The sequence below is a fragment of the Flavobacterium sp. genome, from assembly GCF_040402895.1.
Lineage (GTDB): Bacteria > Bacteroidota > Bacteroidia > Flavobacteriales > Flavobacteriaceae > Flavobacterium.
On record NZ_JBBALR010000005.1, the window covers coordinates 151,063 to 171,048 of the forward strand.

The 19,986-nt window shown below is 32.2% G+C and carries 17 protein-coding genes and 1 other RNA gene; 10 read left to right on the forward strand and 8 right to left on the reverse strand.

The features are described 5' to 3' along the window. Positions 1 to 32 precede the first annotated feature (32 nt). On the forward strand, positions 33 to 1,727 hold the full coding sequence (gene lysS, locus ABWP60_RS06415; protein ID WP_353150149.1) for a lysine--tRNA ligase: 1,695 nt from the start codon (positions 33 to 35) through the stop codon (positions 1,725 to 1,727). 97 nt (positions 1,728 to 1,824) lie between these two features. Here the strand turns inward: lysS and ABWP60_RS06420 are convergent, their stop codons facing one another. The 5 genes from ABWP60_RS06420 to ffs form a co-directional block, all read right to left on the reverse strand. After that, positions 1,825 to 4,290 (reverse strand): DUF5686 and carboxypeptidase regulatory-like domain-containing protein, encoded by a 2,466-nt coding sequence (locus ABWP60_RS06420; RefSeq protein WP_353150152.1) that lies wholly within the window; start codon positions 4,288 to 4,290, stop codon positions 1,825 to 1,827. Between the two features lie 6 nt (positions 4,291 to 4,296). Next, the gene (locus tag ABWP60_RS06425) at positions 4,297 to 5,049 is read right to left on the reverse strand and encodes a head GIN domain-containing protein (protein WP_353150155.1); all 753 of its coding nucleotides are present in this window, start codon (positions 5,047 to 5,049) and stop codon (positions 4,297 to 4,299) included. 60 nt (positions 5,050 to 5,109) lie between these two features. Then, positions 5,110 to 5,523: a type II 3-dehydroquinate dehydratase gene (locus ABWP60_RS06430; protein ID WP_353150157.1), complete on the reverse strand. Its 414-nt coding sequence runs from the start codon at positions 5,521 to 5,523 to the stop codon at positions 5,110 to 5,112. Next, entirely contained in the window at positions 5,523 to 6,563 is a 1,041-nt protein-coding gene (locus ABWP60_RS06435; RefSeq protein ID WP_353150160.1) for a M28 family metallopeptidase, read from the reverse strand. The genes ABWP60_RS06430 and ABWP60_RS06435 overlap by 1 nt, the downstream gene beginning before the upstream one ends. Before the next feature lie 86 nt (positions 6,564 to 6,649). Beyond that, an RNA gene (gene ffs / locus ABWP60_RS06440) (signal recognition particle sRNA small type) lies at positions 6,650 to 6,747 on the reverse strand. An 87-nt stretch (positions 6,748 to 6,834) separates the two neighbouring features. Here ffs and ABWP60_RS06445 point away from each other — a divergent pair. The 5 genes from ABWP60_RS06445 (at position 6,835) to ABWP60_RS06465 (ending at position 12,141) form a co-directional block, all read left to right on the forward strand. Then, a complete protein-coding gene (locus ABWP60_RS06445; RefSeq protein ID WP_353150163.1) occupies positions 6,835 to 7,881 on the forward strand; it encodes a glutaminyl-peptide cyclotransferase in 1,047 nt (348 codons plus the stop codon). 100 nt (positions 7,882 to 7,981) lie between these two features. After that, a complete protein-coding gene (locus ABWP60_RS06450; protein ID WP_502904811.1) occupies positions 7,982 to 10,039 on the forward strand; it encodes a S9 family peptidase in 2,058 nt (685 codons plus the stop codon). A gap of 56 nt (positions 10,040 to 10,095) precedes the next feature. After that, a complete protein-coding gene (capA, locus tag ABWP60_RS06455; protein ID WP_353150168.1) occupies positions 10,096 to 11,136 on the forward strand; it encodes a cysteate synthase in 1,041 nt (346 codons plus the stop codon). Positions 11,137 to 11,146: 10 nt separating this feature from the next. After that, positions 11,147 to 11,671 carry a hypothetical protein gene (locus tag ABWP60_RS06460; RefSeq protein ID WP_353150171.1) on the forward strand — a complete coding sequence of 175 codons (525 nt, stop codon included), beginning with the start codon at positions 11,147 to 11,149 and terminating at the stop codon, positions 11,669 to 11,671. Positions 11,672 to 11,811: 140 nt separating this feature from the next. Continuing rightward, the gene (locus ABWP60_RS06465; protein ID WP_353150174.1) at positions 11,812 to 12,141 is read left to right on the forward strand and encodes a hypothetical protein; all 330 of its coding nucleotides are present in this window, start codon (positions 11,812 to 11,814) and stop codon (positions 12,139 to 12,141) included. 50 nt (positions 12,142 to 12,191) lie between these two features. Here the strand turns inward: ABWP60_RS06465 and hemL are convergent, their stop codons facing one another. From hemL to ABWP60_RS06480, 3 genes are read right to left on the reverse strand one after another with little or no spacing between them, the layout of a single operon-like run. Further along, entirely contained in the window at positions 12,192 to 13,478 is a 1,287-nt protein-coding gene (hemL, locus tag ABWP60_RS06470) for a glutamate-1-semialdehyde 2,1-aminomutase (RefSeq protein ID WP_353150177.1), read from the reverse strand. After that, positions 13,478 to 14,329, reverse strand: coding sequence for a glucosaminidase domain-containing protein (locus ABWP60_RS06475; RefSeq protein WP_353150180.1), 852 nt, complete (start codon positions 14,327 to 14,329; stop codon positions 13,478 to 13,480). Before ABWP60_RS06475 ends, hemL begins: the two co-directional genes overlap by 1 nt. Further along, positions 14,326 to 15,225, reverse strand: coding sequence for a 1-aminocyclopropane-1-carboxylate deaminase/D-cysteine desulfhydrase (locus ABWP60_RS06480; RefSeq protein ID WP_353150183.1), 900 nt, complete (start codon positions 15,223 to 15,225; stop codon positions 14,326 to 14,328). Before ABWP60_RS06480 ends, ABWP60_RS06475 begins: the two co-directional genes overlap by 4 nt. Before the next feature lie 81 nt (positions 15,226 to 15,306). Between ABWP60_RS06480 and ABWP60_RS06485 the strand changes: the two genes are divergently transcribed. The 4 genes from ABWP60_RS06485 (at position 15,307) to ABWP60_RS06500 (ending at position 19,983) form a co-directional block, all read left to right on the forward strand. Beyond that, positions 15,307 to 15,483 carry a C1orf53 family protein gene (locus ABWP60_RS06485; RefSeq protein WP_353150186.1) on the forward strand — a complete coding sequence of 59 codons (177 nt, stop codon included), beginning with the start codon at positions 15,307 to 15,309 and terminating at the stop codon, positions 15,481 to 15,483. Between the two features lie 71 nt (positions 15,484 to 15,554). After that, positions 15,555 to 17,534 (forward strand): urocanate hydratase, encoded by a 1,980-nt coding sequence (gene hutU / locus ABWP60_RS06490; RefSeq protein ID WP_353150189.1) that lies wholly within the window; start codon positions 15,555 to 15,557, stop codon positions 17,532 to 17,534. 10 nt (positions 17,535 to 17,544) lie between these two features. Then, positions 17,545 to 18,087: a DUF4136 domain-containing protein gene (locus ABWP60_RS06495; RefSeq protein WP_353150192.1), complete on the forward strand. Its 543-nt coding sequence runs from the start codon at positions 17,545 to 17,547 to the stop codon at positions 18,085 to 18,087. 129 nt (positions 18,088 to 18,216) lie between these two features. Next, positions 18,217 to 19,983 carry an aromatic amino acid hydroxylase gene (locus ABWP60_RS06500; protein WP_353150195.1) on the forward strand — a complete coding sequence of 589 codons (1,767 nt, stop codon included), beginning with the start codon at positions 18,217 to 18,219 and terminating at the stop codon, positions 19,981 to 19,983. Positions 19,984 to 19,986: the final 3 nt, after the last annotated feature.

Genomic DNA, 19,986 nt, shown 5'->3' on the forward strand with positions numbered 1-19,986 from the left:
CCTATCTTTGCCTTCTTAAACTAAAATATATTATGCAACTTTCCGAACAAGAAATCATTAGAAGAGAGAAATTACTAGCCCTAAGAAACTTAGGAATTAATCCTTATCCTGCAGATTTATATCCTGTAAAGGACACTTCAAAAGCTATAAAGAATAATTTTGAAGAAGGAAAAAAGGTGGTAATTGCTGGAAGATTAATGAGTGTGAGAGATCAAGGAAAAGCCGCATTTGCTGAAATTCAGGATAGCGAAGGCAGAATGCAAGTATATTTTAATAGAGATTTTATTTGCCAAGACGAAGACAAAACCTTATACAACCAAGTTTTTAAAAAACTAACCGATTTAGGTGATTTTTTAGGAATAGAAGGGGAATTATTCACCACTCAAGTAGGTGCAAAATGTGTTCGCGTAGACAACTTTACTTTTTTAAGCAAAACATTACGTCCTTTACCATTTCCAAAAACAGATGAAGACGGAAAAGTATATGATGCGTTTAACGATGCGGAACTTCGTTATCGCATGCGTTATGTAGATTTAGTAGTAAATCCGCAAGTAAAAGAAGTATTTGTAAAAAGAACCAAATTATTTACGGCCATGCGAACTTTCTTCAACGAAAGTGGTTATATGGAAGTGGAAACACCAATTTTACAATCCATTCCGGGTGGTGCTGCTGCACGTCCGTTTATGACGCATCACAACAGTTTAGATATTCCTTTATACATGCGAATTGCTAACGAATTATACTTAAAAAGATTAATCGTTGGTGGCTTTGATGGAGTGTACGAATTTTCTAAAAACTTCCGTAACGAAGGGATGGACCGAACACACAATCCAGAATTTACGGCAATGGAAATATATGTAGCCTACAAAGATTACAATTGGATGATGGAATTTACCGAAAACCTTTTGGAATATTGTGCCACAAAAGTAAATGACACCACAGAAACGACTTTTGGCGAACATAAAATTAGCTTTAAAGCGCCTTATGCAAGAGTAACCATGACGCAATCCATAATTGATTTCACCGGTTTTGATATTTCTGGAAAAACAGAAGCTGAATTATTTGAAGCAGCAAAAGGCATGGGAATTGACGTAAATGAAACCATGGGCAAAGGAAAATTAATTGATGAAATTTTTGGTGCAAAATGCGAAGGAAATTACATTCAACCGACTTTCATTACAGATTATCCGAAAGAAATGTCACCTTTATGTAAACAACACCGAGACAATCCAGATTTAACAGAGCGTTTTGAATTAATGGTTTGCGGAAAAGAAATTGCCAATGCCTATTCGGAATTAAACGATCCAATTGATCAAAGAGAACGTTTTGAAGCACAAATGGCTTTAGCAGAAAAAGGCGATGATGAAGCCAACGGAATTATTGATGAAGACTTTTTACGTGCTTTAGAATACGGAATGCCTCCAACTTCTGGTTTAGGAATTGGAATGGATCGATTAATTATGTTTTTAACAAATAACGCCTCTATTCAAGAAGTGTTGTTTTTCCCACAAATGCGTCCTGAGAAAAAAGTAACGTATGAATTAACCGAAGACGAAAAATTCATTGTTAGTTTATTAGAAAAAGAAAACAACCAACCTATCGGAACGTTAAAAGAAAAAGCAGGTTTAAGCGGTAAAAAATGGGATGCTGCCATGAAAGGTTTAGCCAAACACGGCTTAACTAAAGTAGTAGTTGAAGGAGAAAATAAATTAGTGATATTAGGGTAAAAAATAACGGCAAGAAAACACAGAAAACCTCGAAACTTAAAAATTTCGAGGTTTTTTATTTCTTGGAATTTGGAATTTTAATATTGGAATTTTTTATTTAGAATCTCAAACCAAACATAAATCCTTCACCGAAGTTATTTCCTTGAAAACTTCTAACATAGTCTACACGGAAAATTTTAAACTTTCCAAAACCTATTCGATCTAAACCAACGGTAATTTCTTGATAAGGTCTGTTATTTGGAGTAGCCAATTGGTGAAAACCTCCAACTAAATTCCAACCTAATTTATTTATTAATGGAATTTTATTCATAAAATAACCATTGTCGTTATAATTTGCATGTAATTCAAAATACCGATTATTAGTAGATTGCGAATAATAAGGTAACAAATTAAAACTTGAATTGTATTGTCCATCAATTCGAACATGTGTTTGATTTCCGTTAAAATGTTTATAATCTACAAATGAAATGTTGTCGGCATTAAAAAACATTCCTGATTTTAAATTTAATTCCAAATCACCTTTATTGGCTAATGTTTTGTTATAATTTAAACGTGCTTCTAAAAAATCGTATTCATACGCTTTTGAAGTGGCTAAAAATGCTTTTGTATAAGTAAACCCAAGCGTTGGATAGTTACCTTCATTCATATTCATTTTTCCGTCTGGTCTAGTAATGTATTTTTGACCAAAAACAATTCGAGAACTCAAACTAAACTTGGTAACATGATGTTCATTAAATGCTGGAAGTACATCAGAATTTGGATTTAATGGATTATTGGAACTGTATACATCATCCGTTTTATTAATAGCAAAATCTGTGGTATTAAACAAAGGTTTTCTGTTTTCGTAGGCAATATTCGCATTTAAAAAAAGACCATTTATTACTTCTCTACCTGCTCCAATTTCAACAAATTCTTTTTCGTATAATTTCATGAAATTATTCTTAAAAATTAACGAACTTACTGAGTTTTCAATTTTAGATATAGGTTCTGAACTATTGAATTGATTGACTTTATTTCCACCAGAAAGTCGAAAATAAGCATCATTTGTATTATTGAATTTATGATAAAAAGAAGCCGTAGGTCGGATGCGTTTATCAGAAAATCCGTATTGAAAATCACTACTTATTATGGTTCGTTTTTGTTTTTCTTCGTTATAAGTTGAATACGAAAACCCGGAACCAATATGATAACCCTGAACCGTATTGAAATTAAAAGAAGATAAATTAAATAACCCTTGATAATTGAATCTTTTCTTTTTAAAACTATTTTTAAAGGTATAACCGGTAATCAACTTACTTACCTTAAATTTATTGGAAACCGAATCAACAGAATCCATATACACTTGAGAATTTCGGATTTTATAAACACTATCTTTTTTTACATAATTGGAAGTTTCCTCTTCCGTTAAAGGTACTGGACGATTTTGTAACCAATATGAATCTTCCTTTTTATTTGACTTTTCGGCAAACGTAACTACTTCACTACCAAAGGTTTTTTTCTCAAAATTAGAAACAAAATTATAATTGCTAAACACATGTGTAAATTTTCCATTGAATTTCATCATAAACACACCCGCCTTAAAATCAAATGTTTGTAAACTTTTTACCCACATTTTAGAATCTGGATTATAATTGAAATTTTGCACTAATTTAAATGATTCTAAAAACTCTTGTTGCGCTCTATATCCTTTAATATCTAAATCGGCGGCATAAATAGCAAAAGTATCATCAACAATATAAATATAACCTTCAAAAACAGGTTCTTTATCTCGTTTAGGAGTAACTTTAATTTTGTACACATAATTATTATAACTATCTGTAAATGAATCTTCTATTTTATATTTATAGTACGTAAAAGCATTGGAAGCAATAGGTGAAATCATGGGAATATTGAAACCAACTGTATTCTGATACAAATCATAATTGGTGTTTAAAGCTGTGTTAAAGCTAAATCCATTGTCGTTACCCGCCACTTTACTAGCTATAATTTCTTCTTTTAAATTATTAGGTTTTTCAAACTTGATTTTAGAAACGGTTTCCGATTGATAAATAATTCCAGCACCTGTAGAATCTACATTTCCATCTAAATCACCAATTTCAATACCCATAAATTTTTTGGGAATATCTTTTACTCTAAAAATTCCTCTTGAATAAAAATCGGCTTCAAATTTATCCGTTTTTTCTGTATTTTTTTTACGATTGGCTATGGCACTTCTGATGATTCCATTGGCTGGATTTTCACCACTTTTAACAACTACTTCTTCAATAGAATATTGTTCATCGGAAAGCGTAGCATTAATTACAACAGGAAATGAATTAATTTCTTGGGTAATGGTTTTGGTTTTGTATCCTAAAATCTTAAAAACCAAGGTGTAATTACCTGATTTTTTAATATTTAGCTCGTACTCCCCATTTTCATTAGTGGAAGTTCCGATGTAGGTTTTTTCAATAGTAACACTTGCATATGGCAAAGCATTTCCATTTGAGTCAGTAACTTTTCCTTTTATTTGTGCTATTGAAAAACAAGAAAAAAGAAAAAGTAAAATTGAGGTTTGGGGCTTCATAATTAATTACTTTACTTGTTCAACAGAGCCAGAAGTGCTCTCGGTTATTTTTACTTTATCTAATTTTCCATAATATTTAATTGAGGCACTGGTTGAGGCGTTAGCGTCTAATCCCTTTAATGCTAAAACTTGAATATCTGAAGAGGTACTAGCCGAAACCTGAGCCATATTTGAAATTAACTCTTTTGCATCGCAATCTGCGGAGCTTGACGCATCAATAGCTAAATTATCTGTCTTTCCTTTTAATGCTACGCTTGAGCTGCTACTTAAATTAACAGCTATATCATCTGTAGCCATATTTAAAGCCACATTTGAACTGGAAGACGCATCAATAAAAATGGAATTACAAGTTACGGTTCCTGAAAAATCGGCGCTTGAAGAAGTATTTATTTTTAACAAACTTACGTTCAAATTATTTTTAATAGAAAACGTAGCTGAAGAACTTACCGTAACGCTTCCGATACCAGGATTTGAAACGGTTACAAGCAATTTACTAGTATCCATTTTTTTATAGTAGTTGGTGTTTTCAATAAAAATTTTTAAAATATTATTTTTAGTTTCCACTTTTAAAAATTTCATTAAATCTTTTTCCCAAGTCACCTCAACATTTTGTACAGGTCCTTGAGTATAGACTACATTTACACCAGAAGATGCTTTTATAGCGGTAAAATTTCCTACACCTCTAGTCTCTTTAACTTGACCATATAATGTTGAAAATAGGGCAAAAAATGCAAGAAGGAATACAGTGATTTTTTTCATTTTTAAATAGATTTAGGGTTTGAATTTATAGACGCATTTTTTATTAAATAGTTACATCAATTACAAAAAACTTTGAATTGCTAAAGCATAACTTTTTAATCCAAAACCAATAACTACGCCTTTTGCATGAGGAGAAATGTAGGATTGATGACGAAATGTTTCTCTAGAAAATGTATTTGAAATATGTACTTCAACTACTGGCGATGATATTGCTTTTACACAATCTGAAATGGCTACTGAAGTGTGTGTATAGGCTCCAGCATTTAATAGTATTCCATCGTATGAAAAACCAACTTCTTGCAGTTTATTGATAATTTCGCCTTCTACATTAGACTGAAAATAATCCAATTGAACCAAAGGAAATTGTAATTTCAATTCTTCAAAATAAGAGTCGAAACTTTGATTGCCGTAAACTTCTGGTTCACGTTGACCTAATAAATTCAAATTAGGGCCATTTAAAATTAACAAATGCATTATTTACCGTCTTTGTCAACTACAATTCTATTTTCTCTGTTGGCCAATTCCCACGCTAAAGTAAAAGCCAACTTGACACGCATAGCTAATAAATCATATTCAATTTTATCAGCCGTATCATTTGGCCCGTGATAATCTTCATGTACGCCATTAAAAAAGAAAATGGCAGGAATCCCTTTTTTGGCAAAATTATAATGATCTGAACGAAAATAAAACCTATTTGGGTCATTTCTTGCGTTAAATGTGTAGTCTAAATTTAAACCTACGTATTTTGTATTCATTTCTTCGTTTATGGAGTGTAATTCAGAACTTAATCGGTCTGAACCAATTACATACACATATTTTCCATTTTCCTTATGATTTCCTATTGTATCTCTTCGCCCCACCATATCAATATTTATATCTGCAATAGTGTTTTTTATTGGAAATAAAGGATTCTCAGAATAATATCTCGAACCGTGTAAACCGTGTTCTTCACCCGTAACATGCAAAAATAAAATAGAACGTTTTGGTGAAAAACCATCTTTTTTAGCTTCCGCAAATGCTTTAGCAATTTCAACTAAAGACACTGTTCCAGAACCATCATCATCAGCACCGTTAAAAACTTCACCGTTCTTCATACCAACATGGTCGTAATGAGCAGAAATAACAAGCACTTCTTCTGGTTTTTCAGAACCTGGTATGAAAGCCCAAATATTTTCTGAATCGCCTAATTTTGGAGAAAACCCTTTTTTCATATATTCCGAAGGAACTTTTTGATAATAATCAGTAGAACCTGGAGGATTTGAAATACCTAACGCTTTATATTGTTCAATAAGATATAAACCTGCTTTTTTCTGTCCTGGTTCTCCAGTATTTCTGCCTTCCATTTCGTCAGAAGCGATTACATGAAGGTTTTTTGACAAACTGGCTTCGTTAATGGTATTCACGTATTTTGTAACATCTACCACTTTTTTTGTCGAATTGGCTATAACGATTTTTTTTGGAGAACAACTTAGCAGAAATGTAGCTGTTGCAACTAGAATTATTAATTTTTTCATTTGAATTGGTTTTAAGCAATACAAATCTAAATTAAAAAAGTTTGATACCAATAAAATTTATAAGAATTTTAAGAAGAGAAGTAAAAAATGGCAAGCGACCTACATCGCACCGCTACAACCACATACCTTTGCTGCGTTCCCACCCTGGAGGATTTTGAGGGAGCTGGTCGTGTAGGACTTGCCGACGCAAATATACAATCTTTTATTATTTATACAAATCAAAAATTAGTTTAAAATAAATTGTAATATTGTAGTATTAAATAATTTAGATATGAGAAAATTTAACTTACTTATAATCACGTTATTAAGTGCTTTTCTATTTAATTGTAGCGAAACAAAATACCTGTTTTCTATTGCTACAAAAGACTTAAAGCAAGTTTACAAACCTAATGAAAGCGTTAATTTAAGTATTGAAAATATAGAAAATGCTAAAATTGATTCCGTAATTTATTTTTCAAATGATATTAAATTAGGCAAATCAACTGATAATGCTATTTTTATTCTAAAATTAGAAAAATTACAATTTGGCGTACAAGACATTAAAGCAATTGTGCATTCTGATGGTGAAAAAATAGAATGTTTGACCTCTTTTGAATTGGTTTCGAATATCACACCAAAATTATATGAAACAAAAGATTATCGTGTTTTAAATACTTTTAATCACGACATCAATGCTTACACACAAGGCTTAGAATTCCACAAAGGCATTTTGTATGAAGGAACTGGTCAAAATGGTGAATCAACACTTAGAAAAACAGATTATAAATCTGGAAATGTTTCAAAATCAGTTTCATTATCACCTGATTATTTTGGAGAAGGAATTACAGTTTTTAATGGTAAAATTTACCAATTGACCTGGAAAAACAAAGTTGGATTTATATATAATGCAGCAACTTTAGTGCAAGAAAAAACATTTGATTATTTTTCAGACATAGAGGGTTGGGGCTTAACGCATAACGACAAACACTTGATAATGAGCGACGGAACCAATAAAATTTATTTTCTAAATCCCGAATCTCAAAAAATGGAACGCTTTATAAATGTGTATTCTGATACAAATGCTATTACAGAACTTAACGAATTAGAATGGATTGATGGAAAAATTTGGGCCAACATTTACCAAAAAGATGTAATTGTTATTATTAATCCAGAAAATGGTGCCGTAGAAAGTGCTATCGATTTTTCAGAGTTAAAGAAAACGGTTAAACAACATCCAGAAATTGATGTTTTAAACGGAATTGCATACAACCCATCCACAAAAACCGTTTTTATTACTGGTAAAAATTGGGATAAAATGTTTGAAATAAAATTGAAATAAATATCAAATTAAAACAGCAAAAACTATGAAAAAAATAATCTTAGCATCAGTTTTACTGATATTTTCAGCAAAAATACAATCACAAAACCAAAATCAAAAAATGAAAACCATTCAACCACCGATTGCAAAAATAATTCCAAAAAAATTAGAAAAACACGGAGATATCAGAACGGATAATTACTATTGGTTAAACGAAAGAGAAAATCCTGAAGTCATTGATTATTTAAATAAAGAAAACGAATATTACCAAAAATCTACCGCGCATACCAAACAATTGCAAGACGATTTGTTTGCTGAAATGAAATCCAGAATTAAAGAAGACGACAGTTCTGTGCCTTATTTTTACAACGAATATTGGTACATCACGCGTTTTGAAACGGGTAAAGATTATCCCATTTATGCCAGAAAAAAAGGAAGTTTAGACGCGAAAGAAGAAATTTTATTTGATTGCAATGAAATGGCAAAAGGACAATCCTATTTCAATTTAAGCGGAATGAGTGTAAGTGGCGACAACAAATTAGTGGCTTTTGGTTTAGATTTGGTTTCAAGAAGACAATACACCATACAAATTAAAAATTTAGAAACTGGCGAAATTCTTTCAGATAAAATTGAAAATACAACCGGTGGTTCTTGCTGGTCAACCGACAACAAAACGCTTTTTTATACTGGAAAAGACCCACAAACCTTACGTTCTGATAAAATTTTCAAACATAAATTAGGTACAAGTGCCTCCGAAGATATTTTAGTTTTTCACGAAAAAGACGATACATACAATACGTTTGTGTATAAAGAAAAATCGAAAAAATACATCATAATTGGATCTGGAAGTACCCTAACAAGCGAATATCAAATTTTAGAAGCAGACAATCCAGATGGGGAATTCAGAGTATTTCAACCCAGAACACGTGGCTTAGAATATTCGATTTCATTCTACAAAGATAAATTTTACATCTTAACAAATGCCGATAAAGCCACCAATTTCAAATTGATGACCACGACTGAAAACGCAACATCAAAAGAAAATTGGACCGATTTAATTCCGCATAGAAAAGATGTGTTGTTAGAAGGCATTGAAATTTTCAAAAACTATTTAGTCGTAGAAGAACGTTCAAACGGATTAAATAAAATTCAAATTAAACCTTGGGATGGCTCTGGAGATTATTACTTACCTTTTAATAGCGAAACCTATACGTGCTACACCACTTCAAATGTTGATTTTGACACAGACGTATTACGATATGGCTACCAATCCATGGCCACGCCTTCTTCTGTAATCGATTTCAATATGAAAACAAAAGAAAAAACCATCTTAAAAGAACAAGCTGTTTTAGGTGGAAAATTTGACAAAAATAATTATATAGAAGAAAGAATTTGGGCTACTGCAACTGATGGAACAAAAATTCCAATGAGTATTGTTTATAAAAAAGGCATCCAAAAAGATGGTAAAAATCCTTTGCTACAATATGCTTATGGCTCCTATGGCTCTTCAATGGATCCCTATTTTTCAAGTACACGATTAAGTTTAATGGATAGAGGATTCATCTACGTTATTGCTCACATTCGTGGTGGAGAAGATTTAGGTAGAGAATGGTACGAAAATGGAAAACTATTAAAAAAGAAAAACACATTTACGGATTTTATAGATTGTAGTAAATTCTTAATCGCAGAAAAATACACTTCTGCCGAGCATTTATATGCCGAAGGAGGCTCAGCAGGTGGTTTGTTAATGGGTGCTATTGTGAATATGGCTCCAGAATTATACAATGGTGTTATTGCACAAGTGCCTTTTGTAGACGTAATTACAACCATGTTAGATGACACTATTCCGTTAACTACTGGAGAATATGACGAATGGGGAAATCCGAATGAAAAAAAATATTATGATTATATGTTATCCTATTCACCATACGATCAAGTAAAAGAACAAGGTTATCCAAATATGTATGTATCAACAGGTTTACACGATTCGCAAGTGCAATATTTTGAACCTGCTAAATGGGTGGCAAAATTAAGAGTAATGAAAACCAACAACAAACAATTGTTTTTAGATACAAATATGGATGCTGGTCACGGCGGGGCTTCTGGAAGATTTGAAGCATTAAAAGAATTAGCCAAAGAGTTTGCTTTCTTGTTTGATTTAGAGAACATTAAAAAATAAATTATTGAAAAGTTTTGTTTGTCAATTTGAACAACTTTAAATACATAATATTGAAAATGAAAAATGAAATAAACGCCTACAATAATGTTTTAGAATTAGTTGGAAATACGCCAATTATAAAATTAAATAAAATTACTGCTGGATTAACTGGGAATTTTTATGCAAAAATGGAAGCTTTTAATCCCGGACATTCCTCTAAAGACAGAATTGCCTTACATATTATCAATAGCGCAGAAGAAAAAGGAATTTTAAAACCTGGAGCAACCATAGTAGAAACTACTTCTGGAAATACAGGATTTAGCTTAGCTATGATAAGCATAATTAAAGGTTATAAATGTATTTTAGCAGTAAGTGATAAATCATCGCCAGACAAAATCGACATGCTAAAAAGCATGGGAGCAAAAGTATATGTTTGTCCGGCTAATGTAAAAGCTGATGATCCTAAAAGTTATTATGAAGTGGCGAAAAAAATTCATATAGAAACGCCAAATTCTATCTATATTAATCAATACTTTAATGATTTAAACATTGAAGCACATTATTGCAGTACCGGAAAAGAAATTTGGGATCAAACCAATGGTTTGGTAACGCATGTGGTAGTTTGTAGCGGTACTGGAGGGACTATTTCTGGTATAGGAAGGTATTTAAAAGAAAAAAATCCTACTATTAAAGTTTTAGGTGTAGATGCTTATGGTTCTGTTTTAAAAAAATACCATGAAACCAAAGAATTTGACGAAAAAGAAATTTATTCATACAAAATTGAAGGTTTAGGTAAAAATTTAATCCCAACAGCAACCGATTTTGATATTATTGATAAATATATAAAAGTTACCGATAAAGAAAGTGCTATTACCGCTCGAGAAATTTCAAAAACGGAAGGATTATTTGTAGGTTACACTTCTGGCGCTGCATTCCAAGCTGTAAAACAATATGCTGCTTTAGGTGAATTTGATGAAACTAGCAATGTAGTAATTGTTTTCCCAGATCATGGTTCTCGTTACATGAGTAAAATTTATAGCGATGACTGGATGCAAGAGCAAGGTTTTTTAGAGACCGAAAACATTGATGATTCAATGAAAATTGAGGTGATAAACTAATTTTAAAAAAATGAAAAAAATATTATTTTTATTACCCCTTGTATTTAATTTAAATGCTTTCGGACAAATAAAAGAATCTAGTTGGAAAACAATTGATGAGAGTTCATATTCCATTCAATATCCTGAGAATTGGGAATTGAATGTCAGTGAAACAATGGGTACGAGCTTTATTTTATTATCGCAACAAACTTCTGCAGAAGATAAATTTCGAGCAAACATTAACTTAAGTATTCAAAATTTAGAAGGTTATTATTTAAATTTGGATGCCTATGTTGCTATTTCTGAAGAACAAATTACAAAAATGATTACAAACGGAACTATTATTGAAAGCAACAGGATAATAATTGAAAATAAAACTGAATTTCAAAAAATTATTTTTACAGGGAAACAAGGGCTGTTCCAACTCAAATTTTTACAATATTATTTTATAAAAGATGAAAAAGCCTATGTACTCACTTTTACTAGTGAAGCATCACAATATGAAAAATATAATATTACCGCAGAACAGATTTTAGAAAGCTTTCTCTTAAAATAACCATAAAATAAACTTTATAAAATCCTTTACTTTTATTAAAAAAGCCCATAAAAAAATAAAAAATAATAATTATTTATAAAAAAGGCTTTGATATTAAAAATATTTTTTATTTTTGGTAAAACAATTAAAAAAAATTAACAATGAAAAATTTATTAGGCGCTCTTGTTTTGTTTTTAGCTTTCACAGTAAATGCTAATGCTCAAGAAACATTTAAAAAAGTAGATGAGAAAATTGAAGCTAAAAAAAATATGGTGGCACTTTCCGAAGTAATAACTTTAGAAGGAACTTTGAGCGATGATTTAACAAGATTATTTGAACACAAATTCAGAAACTTAAACGAAAATCTTTCAGCAGAAAGAAAAATCGAATTAGCTAGAGTAATTGAAGCTAAATTAAGAGCTACACTTTCTCAAACACAAATGGAAAGTATTGAAAATAAACAAGGTTTGTTGAAAAAATTAACAAACTAAAAATAAATTACTTTTTAAAAAGCCCGTTTAGTAAACTAAACGGGCTTTTTTTATATGATTTTAGCTACTTTATCTATACAAGCAATGGTGTAATCTAAATCTTCATAGCTTAAAGCATCGGTAATAAACCAAGTTTCATAAGCTGAAGGGGCAATATAAATGCCAAGTTTTAATAGTTCATGAAAGAATTTTTTAAATCTTTCGTTATCTCCTTTTTTAGCAGTTTCAAAATCATACACTTCATTTTTATCAAAGTGAACGGAAATCATGGATCCTACTCTATTTATAGTAAATTCAATATTATTTTCCGACAGAACTTTGTGAATTCCTCTCTCTAAATAAGCTGTTTTTTCTTCTAATCTAGTAAATATTTCTTTATCTGAATTTAATTCCAATAACATTTGATATCCTGCCGCCATAGCCAACGGATTTCCTGATAATGTTCCCGCTTGATACACTGGACCTAATGGAGATAACAAATTCATAATTTCATTTCGAGCAGCAAAAGCGCCTACTGGTAAACCACCTCCTATTACTTTCCCAAAACAAATAATATCCGCTGCAACTTGATACAATTCTTGTACGCCACCTTTTGCAAGACGAAAACCCGTCATTACTTCATCAAAAACCAACAAGGCTCCATTTGCTTCACAAAGTTGCTTTAAACCGGATAAAAACCCAGCTTTTGGAGGAATACATCCCATATTTCCTGCAACAGGTTCTACGATAATAGCTGCAATTTCATTTTCATTGGCTTCAAAAAGCGCTTTTACATGCTCTAAATCATTATATTTTGCTAATAATGTATCTTTAGCAGTACCTTCAGTAACTCCAGGACTATTTGGCACACCAAACGTACTTAATCCACTTCCAGCAGCAATTAAAAACGAATCAGAATGACCATGATAACAACCTGAAAATTTTATTATTTTATCGCGCTTGGTATAGCCTCTTGCTAAACGGATTGCACTCATACAAGCTTCCGTACCCGAATTAACAAATCGAATTTTATCAATATTTGGCACCATTGAAATGGCCAATTGAGCAATTTTCGTTTCTAACTCGGTGGGCGTTCCAAAAGAGGTGCCTTTTTTTGCTTTTTCAATTATTGCATGAACTACAGGCTCGTGTGCGTGACCTAAAATCATAGGTCCCCAGGAATTAATATAGTCAATGTATTTGTTTCCGTCTTCATCAAATAAATAGGCTCCTTTGGCTTCTTTAATAAAAATAGGAAAACCACCAACGCCTTTAAATGCTCTAACTGGAGAGTTAACACCACCGGGTATCACTTCGTTTGCTTCAATAAATAACTGACTACTTCTTTGATATAACATTATTTTTTTACTTTTAATTTTTGACCAATTGAAATTCCTGAATCTGTAATCGCATTTAAACTTTTTAACTCCTCAACAGGAATATTATATTTTTTTGATAATGAATACAAGGTATCTCCTTTTTCAACGATATGCTCTCCTATAGCTTGTACTTGCGGAACAACTCTTGGTTTTGGAATAAAACTTCTTCCTAAAACTTCGTTATCAATTTTATATAATTCGTACCGTTCAATAATTCCAATTAATTTTGAAGGATAAAACGTATCTGTGGCATAACCTGCTTGTTTTAAACCATTTGCCCAAGATTCGTAATCGCCTTTATCTAATTTAAACAAACTTTCATACCGTTTTCTTGAAGATAAAAACAGAGAATGATCTTTGTACGATTCGGTAGGATCTTTATATTTTCTAAAACACTCTTGTTCGGCATCATCGTCATATTTAACAGATTCACCTGTCCAGCCTGTATGACATTTTATCCCGAAATGATTGTTTGCTTCTTTAGCTAAGGATCCAAAACCGGCACCCGATTCTAAAATACCTTGTGCGATAGTAATACTTGCAGGTATGCCATGAACCTTCATATTATTTTTTGCCGTTTCTTTAAAATCTTCAATGTATTTTTTTACATCTTCTGTCGTTGCTTTTACTTTAGATGTTGCTACTAATATTTCACTCCCAGAAGGATTTTCTTTTGTAGGCGATTTTGCAACAGGTGTTGGGTTTTCAGTTGACTTTTTTGCAATCGGATAACTTTTAGTACTTGATTTCTTTTTTGAAGTGAGAATTTTAGAGCCGCCACAACTTGTTAAAAGCAGCGCAAATACTAGTATTAAAATTTTATTCATCATATCGTTATCTTTGTTTTTCCTGATTTTTCTAATTTTATATTCATACCCGCAATACCTTGTAAACCACCGGTGTGAATGGCTAAAATTTTTGAATTTGGTGGAAAATAATTATTTAGTATTAAATCAAAAATACCAAACATCATTTTTCCGGTATAAATAGGATCCAATGGAATAGCATGATCTAAATAAAATGAATTTATAAATTCAATTAATTCGTTGTTGACTTTTCCATAACCTCCAAAATGATACTCACAATTTACAGACCAATTCTTTTCGTTTGCAAATTTAGCAATATCATTTTGTAAAAAATCACCTTTTAAGGAAGAAAATCCAATAATGTTTTGATGGGAACCTGCACTATTAATTATTCCAGTAATTGTACCGCCGGTTCCTATTGAAGTACAAATATGTGAAAACTCGATATCATCTTCAGATAAAATTTCTTCACAGCCTTTTATAGCTAATTCATTTGTTCCTCCTTCTGGTAACAAATAAAAATCACCAAATTTAAACTGCATTTCTTTTAAAAATTCTGGGGTATCTTTCAACCCATATTCATTTCTTGAAACAAAAACCAATTTCATTCCGAATTGTTGCGCTACAGCTAAACTTGGATTTTCATGTATCTTTTCTTGTAATTCTTCGCCTCTAATTATTCCAATAGTTTCAAAACCAAATTCTTTTCCAGCGCCGGCTACAGCTACAATATGATTAGAAAACGCACCGCCAAAGGTCAATAATGTCTTTTTATTTTGGTGTTTAGCAGCAAGTAAATTGTATTTTAATTTTCTGAATTTATTTCCAGAAACTACAGGATGCAATTGATCTTCTCTTTTGATAAAAAGTTCAATTCCATTAGGAAAATGAATAGGTATTTTTTGGTTATTTGATTTCATAAAAAACAAATAATTGTTTCGCCAATTAAAAATTTAAAAACTAATACAATCATTTGCTGCAAAGTTCCTAAATTTGCGATTATGAACAATGAAATAAATCCAAAAAATTTAAAAGAAGGAGAAGATTTTTATTTTACTCCTGAAGGATATAAATGTTTTACAGAAAAACATCACTTAAAACGTGGCTATTGCTGCAAAAGTGGTTGCCGACATTGTCCATATGGTTACGATAAAAAAACAGGAACAAACAAGAAATAAAAAAATAGATTAAAGAAATTCAGACCTTACAATCCGAAAATCCAAAATCTAAAAATCCAAAATCTAAAAAAATGACATTTCAAGAGCAAATACAACAAGGCATTCCGTATATTTTACCACAACAAAAACCATATGAGGTAACAATAAATCATGCGCCAAAGCGAAAAGAAATTCTTTCAGAAGAAGAAAAAAAATTAGCTTTAAAAAATGCTTTGCGCTATTTTGATGCCAAACATCATGCCACGTTGCTTCCTGAATTTAAAGCCGAATTAGAAAAATATGGGCGTATTTACATGTATCGTTTCCGTCCAGATTACGAAATGAAAGCCAGGCCTATTTCTGAATATCCAGGAAAATCCGAGCAGGCAAAAGCCATTATGTTGATGATTCAAAATAATTTAGATTATGCTGTAGCACAACATCCCCATGAATTAATTACATATGGAGGAAATGGTGCCGTTTTTCAAAATTGGGCACAGTATTTACTTACCATGAAATATTTATCTGAAATGACAGACGAACAAACGTTATCGATGTATTCTGGACATCCGATGGGATTGTTTCCTTCTCATAAAGAAGCCCCGAGAGTCGTAGTTACCAACGGAATGGTTATTCCAAACTACTCCAAACCAGATGATTGGGAAAAAATGAATGCGTTAGGTGTGTCGCAATATGGTCAAATGACGGCAGGAAGTTATATGTATATTGGCCCTCAAGGTATTGTTCATGGCACTACAATTACCGTTTTAAACGGTTTTCGAAAAATAAAAAAATCACCAAAAGGCGGTTTATTTGTAACTTCTGGTTTAGGTGGCATGTCAGGCGCACAGCCAAAAGCAGGAAATATTGCGGGATGTGTTACCGTTTGTGCAGAGGTGAATCCTAAAATCACACACATTCGTCATTCACAAGGATGGATAAACGAAGTAATTGATGATATAACACTTTTAGTAGCCAGAGTTAAAAAAGCATTGGAAACCAATGAAGTAGTTTCTATTGCTTATTTAGGAAATGTAGTGGATGTTTGGGAACGATTTGATGAAGAAAATTTACATATCGATTTAGGTTCTGACCAAACGTCTCTTCACAACCCTTGGGCGGGCGGCTACTACCCTATTGGATTTACATTTGAGGAGTCTAATGAAATGATGGCTAACAATCCAAATCAATTTAAAGAAGAAGTACAAAAAACACTGCGTCGTCATGCTATGGCAATTAATAAACATACCGAAAAAGGTACGTATTTCTTCGACTATGGAAATGCGTTTTTATTAGAAGCATCCAGAGCGGGTGCAGATGTATTTGCAGAAAATCATATCGATTTTAAATACAATAGTTATGTACAAGACATTATGGGTCCGATGTGTTTTGATTACGGTTTTGGACCTTTTCGATGGGTTTGTGCCTCAGGAAATCCGGAAGATTTAGCGAAAACCGATGCAATGGCTTGTGCTGTTTTAGAAGAAATGATGAGAACTTCTCCAGAAGAAATTCAGCAACAAATGGCCGATAATATTCAGTGGATTAAAGGTGCTCAACAAAATAAATTAGTTGTAGGGTCACAAGCTCGTATTTTATATGCTGATGCAGAAGGACGAATTAAAATTGCAGAAGCTTTTAATCAAGCTATAGCTCGTGGCGAAATTGGAATGGTAATTTTAGGTAGAGACCATCATGATGTTTCTGGTACCGATTCGCCATACAGAGAAACTTCAAATATTTATGACGGTTCGCGATTTACGGCAGATATGGCTATTCAAAATGTAATTGGCGACAGTTTCCGAGGTGCTACTTGGGTTTCTATTCATAATGGAGGTGGTGTTGGTTGGGGCGAAGTCATAAACGGAGGTTTTGGCATGCTTCTTGATGGAACAAAAGAAGCCTCTAAACGTTTAGAAATGATGTTGTTTTGGGATGTAAACAATGGAATATCGAGAAGAAATTGGGCTAGAAACGAAGGGGCCATATTTGCTATAAAACGCGCAATGGAGGCACAACCTTTATTAAAAGTAACACTTCCAAACTTAGTTGACGAAAATTTATTAACTTAAATAATATACTATGAAATTAATTAAACTACTTTCGGTTTTAGGATTTTTTATCCTTACTTCTTGTTCCTCTGTTTACGTAAATACAGATTATGACAAAAAAGCAAATTTTGAAAGCTATAAAACTTATGCTTATAATAAAAGTAGCATAGATAAATTAGAAATTTCAGATTTAGACAAAAAACGTATTTTGTATGCACTTGACGCTGCCATGCCTACAAAAGGATTCTCTAAATCTGAAAATCCAGATGTATTAATCAATGTTTTTACCAAAGAAAGAGAACGTGTTAACGTATATAACAACATGGGTTGGGGTCCAGGTTGGGGTCTAGGTTGGGGCTGGGGAATAGGCTGGGGAATGGGAATGGGCTTCACACAAACAACCACAACTCCGGAAGGCACGTTATACATTGATATTGTTGATGCTAAAACAAAAGAATTAGTATGGCAAGGAATTGGAACGGGTTATTTAACCACAAACTTTGAAAAAAAAGACGAAAGAATTGCTGAATTTGTTTCAAAAATTTTAGAAAAATATCCGCCAATAATGAAATAAAACACTTATTGAAATTGAAAATATAATCCTGATTGGTTTTAAAACTATCAGGATTTTTATTTGCATGATAAAAATCATAATTTGATTCAAAATTTATTGTAATTTTACGGAAACATCATAAATACCATTATGGAAACAAATTTTGAAAGTAACCCTTTAATAGACAGGTTACCTAAACATTTAAAACAATTCATAATCCCACAAGATTATACAGACTACACACCAATAAATCAAGCGGTTTGGAGATATGTGATGCGTAAAAACGTAAATTATTTGTCTAAAGTGGCACATAATTCTTATTTAGAGGGATTAGAAAAAACTGGGTTAGAAATTGATAATATTCCTAACATGTATGGTATGAATCGTATTTTAAAAGAAATAGGATGGGCAGCTGTAGCGGTTGACGGATTTATTCCTCCAAGTGCATTTATGGAATTTCAAGCGTTTAATGTTTTAGTTATTGCTTGTGATATTAGACAATTAGAACATATAGAATATACCCCTGCTCCAGATATTATTCATGAAGGTGCCGGACACGCACCCATAATTGCCAATCCGGAATATGCAGAATATTTACGTCGTTTTGGTGAAATCGGCTGCAAAGCCATTTCATCTTCAAGAGATTACGAATTGTACGAAGCCGTTCGATTATTATCTATTGTAAAAGAAGCAGAAGGCACTTCAGATGAAGAAATCAAAGCAGCAGAAGACCAAGTTGAATTTTTACAAAACAACATGGGGGAATTGTCTGAAATGTCTAAAATTAGAAATTTACATTGGTGGACTGTGGAATACGGATTAATTGGGACAGTAGAAAACCCGAAAATATATGGTGCAGGATTATTATCTTCCATAGGTGAAAGTGCTTGGTGTATGACAGATGAAGTAAAAAAAATCCCTTACGATATTTCAGCAGCAGACCAAAGTTTTGATATCACTAAACCGCAACCGCAACTTTATGTTACCCCAGATTTTGCTCAATTAAGTTCCGTATTAGAAGAATTTGCCAATAAAATGGCACTACGAACTGGTGGTTTAACTGGAATTCAAAAATTAATTACTTCAAAAGCCATGGGTACTGTAGAATTAAGTACCGGATTACAAATATCAGGAGTTTTTTCAAACGTAATTGAAAACGAAGGAAAACCAGTATACATTCAAACCACCGGAAAAACAGCTTTATCATACAGAGAAAAAGAATTAGTTGGCCACGGAACTGAAGCGCATCCAGATGGATTTGGTTCGCCAATTGGAATGCTAAAAGGCATCAACTTGGCAATTGAAGATATGGGTCCAAGAGATTTACGTGCTTATGATATTTATGAAGGCGAACAAATTACATTAGAATTTGAAGGAAATATAAAAGTTTCAGGTGAAATAATTACTGGAACAAGAAATTTACAAGGAGAAATTTTACTGATTAAATTCAAAAACTGTACGGTTACACATGGCGAAACCGTATTATTTGCTCCAGAATGGGGAGTTTATGATATGGCTGTAGGTAAAAAAATAACATCCGCCTTCTCTGGACCTGCAGATGTTACCAGTTTTGACATGATTACCCACGTTCCTACATCGCATACCATCAAACAAAAAAAATCTAGCAAACGTGAAGAACTAGAAAATTTATACCTAAATATTAGAAAATTAAGGGAAGGAAAGCCAGCTGAAATCACTCTGAAAGAAGCATTTGGTGCCGTAACTGCAAGCCACGAAAAGGATTGGTTACTTTCTGTAGAAATTGCAGAATTAGCAAAAAAAGAAAACCATTTGGATTTAATTGACAAAGTTTTAAATCATTTAGAGAAGCTTAAAAAAATACGTCCAGAAATTGCTCACCTAATTGAAGGTGGCTTAGAATTAATTTTTGAACAAGAAAAACATACTACAAAGTAACAT